The 5408-nt window shown below is 55.3% G+C and carries 6 protein-coding genes; all 6 read right to left on the reverse strand.

Annotation, left to right across the window (positions count from 1 at the left end; genetic code table 11):
• Positions 1 to 119: 119 nt before the first annotated feature.
• Positions 120 to 1625, reverse strand: a complete 1506-nt coding sequence (dtpA, locus tag RTP97_RS21125; protein WP_312417117.1) for a dipeptide/tripeptide permease DtpA — start codon at positions 1623 to 1625, stop codon at positions 120 to 122.
• Positions 1626 to 2195: 570 nt separating this feature from the next.
• Positions 2196 to 2831 carry an endonuclease III gene (gene nth, locus RTP97_RS21130; protein ID WP_312417120.1) on the reverse strand — a complete coding sequence of 212 codons (636 nt, stop codon included), beginning with the start codon at positions 2829 to 2831 and terminating at the stop codon, positions 2196 to 2198.
• Positions 2831 to 3532, reverse strand: a complete 702-nt coding sequence (locus RTP97_RS21135; protein WP_312213441.1) for an electron transport complex subunit E — start codon at positions 3530 to 3532, stop codon at positions 2831 to 2833. The genes nth and RTP97_RS21135 overlap by 1 nt, the downstream gene beginning before the upstream one ends.
• A 3-nt stretch (positions 3533 to 3535) precedes the next feature.
• Complete coding sequence (gene rsxG, locus RTP97_RS21140; RefSeq protein ID WP_312417122.1) at positions 3536 to 4156, reverse strand: electron transport complex subunit RsxG; 621 nt, start codon at positions 4154 to 4156, stop codon at positions 3536 to 3538.
• Between the two features lie 10 nt (positions 4157 to 4166).
• The gene (rsxD, locus tag RTP97_RS21145) at positions 4167 to 5216 is read right to left on the reverse strand and encodes an electron transport complex subunit RsxD (protein WP_312417125.1); all 1050 of its coding nucleotides are present in this window, start codon (positions 5214 to 5216) and stop codon (positions 4167 to 4169) included.
• The coding region (locus RTP97_RS21150; RefSeq protein ID WP_312417128.1) for a hypothetical protein at positions 5217 to 5408 on the reverse strand (192 nt) is incomplete at its 5' end.

The following is a 5408-nucleotide window of genomic DNA, read 5'->3' on the forward strand; positions in this document are numbered from 1 at the left end:
TCACATTTTCCTCAGTGTATGAGTAAAATGTGTCAACGCTATTCAGGACGGGTCATTTAAACAAAAAAAGCCGCTGATTTCTCAGCGGCTTTTTTGTTGGCTTGCGTTTCCCAGTACCGTTACGCGGAGGCTGTTTGAGACTCGGCTAAGTCTTTCTCATCCATCTGCGTCATACGGTTCAACTTCGACGCCGTCAGCAGCATCAGCACCGCAATAACGGCGGTCACCATACCAATCTGCAGGAACACGCGGCCGTAGACGTCAAGCGACATCAGCGGATCGGTCACGTTTTCCGGAATAGCCATCATGTTAGCCACGTAGCCCGCGATCAGGTTTGCCCCGGCGGTCGTCAGGAACCAGCTACCCATAATGAAGCCCATCAGACGCTGTGGAACCAGCTGGGCCACCATCGCCAAACCAAGGCCGGAGATCATCAGCTCACCGATGCTCTGGAAGGCGTAGCTCGCAATCAGCCAGTTAACGGAGACAATCCCGGCATCGCTGGCAAATTTAGCCCCCAGAGGCAGGATCAGGAATGCGGCTGAGCAGAGCACCATCCCAAAGGCGAACTTAAACGGCATCGGCAGCGTGTCGCCCATCTTGTTATAGATAGCGGCCAGAATCGGGCTACCAATAATAATCCAGAACGGGTTCAGGGCCTGATACTGTTCTGGCTCGAAGGCGATACCCAGAATAGAGTGCTCAACGTTGCGAATAGCAAAGAAGTTCAGCGAGGTCGGCATCTGGCTGTAGAGGATGAAGAACACAATCGCCTGCAGCATCAGGATGAAGGCCACAATCATCTTACGACGCGCCGCGCCGTGCATTGAGAAGGTCTCTTTGGCAAAGATAATCACGATACCCAACGCCACGACCGCCAGTACCAGACGGGCAATGCCCTGGTTGTGCAGCAGCCAGGTTGCAGCGGCAATGAGGACGACAACGCCAGCAATGGTGGCCAGCAGGCTACCGACGCGCAGCGGTTCAAAGTCTGGTTTCGAGCCGTACTGTTTAACCCAACGCTTACAGAATAAAAAGTTCACGACGGTGATCAGCATCCCGACCACGCTCAGCGAGAAGGCCACGCTCCAGCCAAATTTCGCCGCTAGCCACGGCGTCGCCAGCATAGAGAAGAACGAGCCGATGTTGATGGACATGTAGTACATGGTGAATGCGCCATCAAGACGCGGATCGTCTTTCGCATAGCAGGTAGAGAGCAGCGAAGAGGGGTTGGCTTTGAACAGGCCGTTACCCACGGCAATGGTCGCCATACCCATATAGACAACGGCCGCATCGTGGCCGGACCATGCCACCAACGCGTAGCCGATCGCCAGCACAATGGCGCCCAGCATGATAACGCGTTTGGTACCCAGGATCTTATCACCCAGCCAGCCGCCGATGGCCACCAGGCCATAGACCAGGGCGCTGAAGGAGGAGAACAGCGTAATAGAGTCGGATTCGGACATACCCAGCTGTTTCACCAGGTAGACCGCCATAATTCCCTGCAGGCCGTAGAAACCGAAACGCTCCCAAAGCTCAATGGAGAAGATCAGGTAAAACGCCTTGGGCTGTTTGAAAGCGTTCAGGCTAACGCTTTCAGTTGGTTTGTTGTTTGCAGTCGACACATATACCTCTTTTTTTACATCCCATATTAACGGGGGTGTTCAGTGCGCGATGGCCAGAGCCCATCGAGCTTATAGTTATAGGGGAGGGGAAACGGCAGGTAATGTTCCCTATCCTAGACCCGGAGGCAATACCTTTGTAATGATCTGTTACATATAAAATGTTCGCTATAAAGCTCCGGCAGGAAGATTGTTATTCAGCGTTAAATTTTGGCATAAGCATTTTGATAGTTTTTTCCACTAATTGAAATCGAAGAGGTGGGGTGCATGGCAATATGTTCTGCTATTTTATGCTATGGGCAGCGCAATGACCCACTATTGCCAAAAACAGTGGTTTAATCTACCGCTGATTGCTTATGGAAGGCCGTCTGGTGCAGGTACCTGGCTAAAATTTTAAACATTTTTTTAACCTTAAGACCCTACCGTGATCTCTATCACAAACGTATAGAAATTTTTTGTATTAAAAAAACGATTAACCTTAAAAAGTAATAACCAGCCGAGTTTTATCACGCTCTCCTGGAGCGTGAAAACATAAGCTGGCGTTATAAAGAGGAAAAGCAGCGAGGGGGCAAATTACTCGTAAACCTTCTCCCGATACTCGCACAGATCTTCGATAATGCAGGAGCCACAGCGGGGTTTACGGGCAATGCAGGTGTAGCGGCCGTGTAAGATTAGCCAGTGATGGCAGTCGACTTTGAATTCAGCCGGCACCACCTTCAACAGTTTCTCTTCCACCTGCTCAACGTTCTTCCCTGGGGCAAATAGCGTGCGGTTGCAGACGCGGAAGATATGGGTATCGACGGCAATGGTTGGCCAGCCAAAGGCGGTGTTAAGCACCACGTTGGCGGTCTTGCGTCCAACGCCAGGCAGCGCCTCTAGCGCGGCGCGATCCTCTGGCACCTCGCCGCCGTGCTGCTCCAGCAGGATACGGCAGGTCTTGATAACGTTCTCCGCCTTGCTGTTAAACAGGCCGATGGTTTTGATATAGGACTTTACCCCCTCGACGCCAAGCGCCAGCATCGTCTCAGGGGTATTGGCGACGGGATAGAGCTTCGCCGTCGCCTTATTGACGCTAACGTCCGTGGCCTGTGCAGAAAGCAGAACCGCAATCAGTAACTCAAACGGCGAGTTAAAGTTCAGCTCGGTGGTAGGGTGCGGATTGTTCGCGCGAAGCCGGGTCAAAATCTCCAGCCGTTTTACTTTATTCATCAAGCCTTCCCGGGCGCGACAGGGGTTTCTACTGCAGGCGTAGCTACAGCAGCAGCCGCCCGGCGTTTTTTAGTCCGTTCATCAATCAGGTACTTCACCGCCAGCATCATGCCCAGGCCAATAAACGCACCCGGGGGCAGCATCGCCAGCAGGAAAGGCGAATCGGTATGAAATACCTCAATGCGTAGCACCTTCGCCCAGCTGCCCAGAAGGCCATCCGCGCCATCAAACAGCGTGCCGTTACCTAACACTTCACGCAGGGAGCCGAGCACGAACATAGCGCAGGTCGCCCCCATGCCGATTGAGAAGCCGTCCAGCGCCGAGAGGGCCGGGCCCTTCTTCGCGGCAAAGGCCTCCGCACGTCCCACCACAATGCAGTTGGTGACGATCAGCGGGATAAAGATCCCCAGCGACTGATAGAGACCAAAGGCATAGGCGTTGATCAGCATCTGCACCGCGCTGACCACCGAGGCGATAATCATGACGTAGATTGGGATACGGATCTCCGCAGGCGTCCAGCGGCGCAGGGCGGAAACGGCCAGATTGGTCAGGGTCAGCACCAGCGTCGTCGCGAGGCCAAGACCCAGCGCATTAGTCGCGGTGGAGGTCACGGCCAGCAACGGACAGAGTCCCAGCAGCTGAACAAGCGCCGAGTTATTCTTCCACAGCCCCTGAACAATAACCTCTTTTATTTCGCTCATGGTCTACTCTCCGCAGGACGGTAAAGAATTAAGCCGATCGGGCAGGGTCTGCGCATACAGTCCGGCACGTTTAACGGCGTTCACCACCGCGCGTGGGGTGATGGTTGCGCCAGTAAATTGGTCAAAATCACCGCCGTCTTTTTTCACCGCCCAGTGGCTGTCAGACGCGCCTGCAATCGTCTTGCCGCTGAAAGAGGTGATCCAGTCTGAGAGGCGCAGTTCAATCTTATCGCCCAGGCCCGGTGTCTCATGGTGTTCGGTCACCCGCGTACCCAACACCGTGCCGCTAAAGTCAGCGCCAACCAGCAGCTGAATAGCGCCGGAGTAACCGTCCGGAGCCGTGGCCTCCATGACCGCTGCAACGGGCTTGTCGTCCTGGCGGGCAATGTAGATCCGACGCTCACCCTTGCCCAGCGCAGGGGCGTTAACCAGGAAACAGCTCTGGCTAAGATCGTTATTATAGATATTGTCCGGCACCACCTGGTCGAACAGCGCCTTCTGCTGAATAGCGGCCTGCTCGGCAATGGTCGATTTGGTCAGTTGGGCGATTGCCGCCGTCAGGCCGGTAGAGCAGGCGGCAAAGATCGCCAGCGTCACGCCGTGTTTCTGCATGGTCTTTAACATGGCGCTCTCCTCAACGATGGCCGTAGACGCGCGGACGCGTATAGTAGTCAATCAACGGCACGGTAATGTTAGCCAGCAGCACCGCAAAGGCGACGCCGTCCGGGTAGCCGCCAAAGCTACGGATCAGCCAGACCAGCACCCCGGTCAGCGCGCCGAAGATCAGGCGACCTTTGTTGGTCGTCGAGGCAGTTACCGGATCGGTCAGGATAAAGAACGCGCCGAGCATCGTTGCTCCGGAAAAAATATGCAGCAGCGGCGAGGCCAGACTCTCGGGCGAAAAGACCCAGCCCAGCGTGGCGCAGAGGGCCAGCGTAACAAGGAAGCTTACCGGAATATGCCAGCGGATAGCGCCTTTCCCCAGCAGGAACAGCCCGCCAAGCAGATAAGCAAGGTTGACCCACTGCCAGCCCGCACCCGCCAGCACGCCGCTGTAGATCGGGTACTGCATAATCTGGTCTACGCTATGCCCGGCGTGCAGTGAGGTCTTGAAAGTATCCAGCGGCGTGGCCTGGCTCACGCCATCAATGCCCATCCGCAGGGTATTGATATCCCCACCCGTGCTATGTCCGGTGAAGATAACCTGTAACGCATCCATAAATCCAGGCACGTTAGCGGCAATCTCGTGAGGCGGTAACCAGCTGGTCATCTGCACCGGGAAGGAGATGAGCAGCACTACATAGCCGATCATGGCCGGGTTAAAGGGATTATGACCAAGGCCGCCGTAGAGCTGCTTGGCAATAATCACAGCAAACACGGTACCCAGCACCACCATCCACCAGGGCGCGAATGACGGAATACTGATCGCTAATAGCAGGCCGGTAAGCAGGGCGGAGTTATCCTTGAGGATCGCCCCTGCGTTCTGCTTACGCAGCTTGAGTACCAGCCCTTCAGCAGCCAGAGCGCTTATGCCTGCCAGCAGGATCTGCAGCAGCGTACCCCAGCCAAAGAACCAGGTCTGCACGGCAATCCCGGGTAGGGTCGCGAGCAGAACCAGCATCATAATCCGTGATGTCTGGCGCTGGTTGTGTGTATAGGGTGAGCTTGCGATTCGAAAGACCATCTATTCCTCGTTAACTGCCTGTTTTGCGGCTTTTTTGGCCTGAGCTCTGGCAATAGCCGCAGCGATGGCCGCTTTACGCGGATCGTCATTAGCCGCCGGGGTGTCTATTACTTTTTCAACGACCTGCTGCTGTGCCTTACGTGCTTTCGCCCGCGCAATAGCGGCCTCAACGGCGGCTTTACGCGGATCGAC

It is taken from the genome of Pseudescherichia sp. (assembly GCF_031998825.1).
Taxonomy (GTDB): Bacteria; Pseudomonadota; Gammaproteobacteria; order Enterobacterales; family Enterobacteriaceae; genus Pseudescherichia.

Excerpts from the sequence above, each read along its gene's own strand:
- nth (WP_312417120.1), bottom strand. The coding sequence starts at position 2,831 with ATGAATAAAGTAAAACGGCTGGAGATTTTGACCCGGCTTCGCGCGAAC.
- RTP97_RS21135 (WP_312213441.1), bottom strand. The coding sequence starts at position 3,532 with ATGAGCGAAATAAAAGAGGTTATTGTTCAGGGGCTGTGGAAGAATAAC.
- rsxD (WP_312417125.1), bottom strand. The coding sequence starts at position 5,216 with ATGGTCTTTCGAATCGCAAGCTCACCCTATACACACAACCAGCGCCAG.
- rsxG (WP_312417122.1), bottom strand. The coding sequence starts at position 4,156 with ATGTTAAAGACCATGCAGAAACACGGCGTGACGCTGGCGATCTTTGCC.